The following is a 1789-nucleotide window of genomic DNA, read 5'->3' as shown; positions in this document are numbered from 1 at the left end:
CGGGGCGGGAGCTGGGACAGTTCGGCCAGCCTCCGCAGCGAGCGGTGCGGGCTGATGAGGCTCAGTGCCCGGTACTGCTGGCGGGTCACGGGTTGCTGGTCGTTCCACTGGCGGGTGCGGCGCAGCGGCAAGTTCCAGTCGGGCAGCAGCTCGATCAGAGGTGCCCAGGCGTCGGCTTCGAGCATCAGGCGGTGCAGGGCGGCGTCCTGGCGCAGGCTGAGGGTCTGTTCGGGGGGGGCGACATCCGGCTCGAAGGTGAAGGTGCCGCCGTCCAGACTCGCCAATAGTTGCAGCGCCGCCTCACCCTTCAGGCCGTCGCTGCGGGCGTGGAGCAGTTCGCCGTGACCGAGCCACAGTTCGCCGCCCCGGGGGTGTTCGACGCTGAACTGTCCACCCTTGCCACTGCCAAGGAGCATTTGCAGCACGGGCAGCAACGGAAAGACGCTCAGGTCGCCACTCATCATTTCGGACTCAGTCTAACGTTCTCGCCGCGCCATGTTAAGACGACCGGCCAAGATGACCGACCCCCATGCGTCAGGTGGGCTACACCCGCCGGGGCAAGCATGGTTTACCCTGGGTTCCGGTTTCGTCCGCGTCCACAACGACGCAGGCGTGACCGACCTCTTTCGGGGCGGGGCGCAATTCCCCACCGGCGGTGAACCCTCAGCATGGGGACAGCCCGCGAAGCCCGCGCAATTGATTCGCGCAGGCCCGATGCCGTGAAATTCGGCAGCCGACGGTGACAGTCCGGATGAAAGAAGGAGGAGCGCTCAGCCTGCACCCCAGCGGGCGGCGTTGCCGTATGAATGATTCGGAATACATGGCCCAGGCCCTGGCCGAGGCGCAAAAGGGCGTAGGCCGCACCAGCCCCAATCCGCCTGTCGGGTGCGTCATCGTCCGGGATGACGTGGTGGTGGGACGCGGTTTTCACCCCAGGGCAGGTGAGCCCCATGCCGAGGTCTTTGCCCTGCGCGAAGCGGGCGAGCGGGCGCGGGGGGCCACGGCCTACGTCACCCTGGAGCCGTGCAGCCACTACGGGCGCACCCCGCCCTGTGCCGACGCCCTGATTGCGGCGGGCGTTTCCCGCGTGGTGGTAGCGGCAGGCGACCCTAATCCCCAGGTGAACGGGCGCGGGCTGGCGAAACTGCGGGCGGCGGAAATCACGGTAGAAACGGGCGTCTTGGAAGCCGAAGCCGTGCGCCAGCAAGCAGGGTTTCGTTCGCTGGTGACGCGGGGGCGGCCCTACGTCATCTACAAGTACGCGATGACGCTGGACGGCAAAACTGCCGCGCACGGCGAAGGCAACGGCCCCGTCAGCGGCCCCGAGGCGCGGGCGCGGGTGATGCGGTGGCGGGACGAGTGCGACGCCATCGCGGTGGGCGCACGCACCGCCCTGCTGGACGACCCGCAACTGTCCACACGCGGCATAGACGGCGGACGCGACCCCCGCCCCGTGCTGTTTGACCCCGAAGGCCACATTCCTGCCCACGCCAGGGCCATCCGCGAAGGCGCGGTGCTGGTGCTGCAAGAAGGCCGCCGCAGCCCGCTGGAACGTGACCCCCGCGTGACTGTCATTCGTCCCCACTCGCTGCCCGAAGCGCTGGAACAACTCGCCGCGCTGGGCATTTCCACGCTGCTGCTCGAAGGCGGCGCGACCCTCGCCAGTGCCTTTTTTGAAGCGGGCCTGATAGACGAACTGCGCGTGTTTATCGCCCCCAAGCTGCTGGGCGCGGGCCTCTCGCCTTTGGTGGGGCCGACGCGCAGCCTGCACGCGGCGCAGGGGTTGGAC

Annotated in this window: 2 protein-coding genes and 1 riboswitch; of the genes, one reads left to right on the top strand and one right to left on the bottom strand. The window is 68.6% G+C overall.

Going from position 1 to position 1789, the window contains the following annotated elements:
* Window positions 1-461 (bottom strand): DUF4388 domain-containing protein (locus Q4C89_RS10985; RefSeq protein WP_303102652.1); only part of this gene is annotated, 461 nt, incomplete at its 3' end.
* A 157-nt stretch (window positions 462-618) separates the two neighbouring features.
* A riboswitch (FMN riboswitch) is annotated at window positions 619-767 on the top strand.
* Window positions 768-802: 35 nt separating this feature from the next.
* Between Q4C89_RS10985 and ribD the strand changes: the two genes are divergently transcribed.
* Window positions 803-1789: bifunctional diaminohydroxyphosphoribosylaminopyrimidine deaminase/5-amino-6-(5-phosphoribosylamino)uracil reductase RibD (gene ribD / locus Q4C89_RS10980; protein ID WP_303102651.1), on the top strand; the 987-nt coding region annotated here is incomplete at its 3' end.

It is taken from the genome of Deinococcus sp., assembly GCF_030523985.1.
Classification (GTDB): domain Bacteria; phylum Deinococcota; class Deinococci; order Deinococcales; family Deinococcaceae; genus Deinococcus.
Note: the sequence above shows the minus strand (reverse complement) of the source record. Positions and strands in the feature narration are given on the sequence as shown.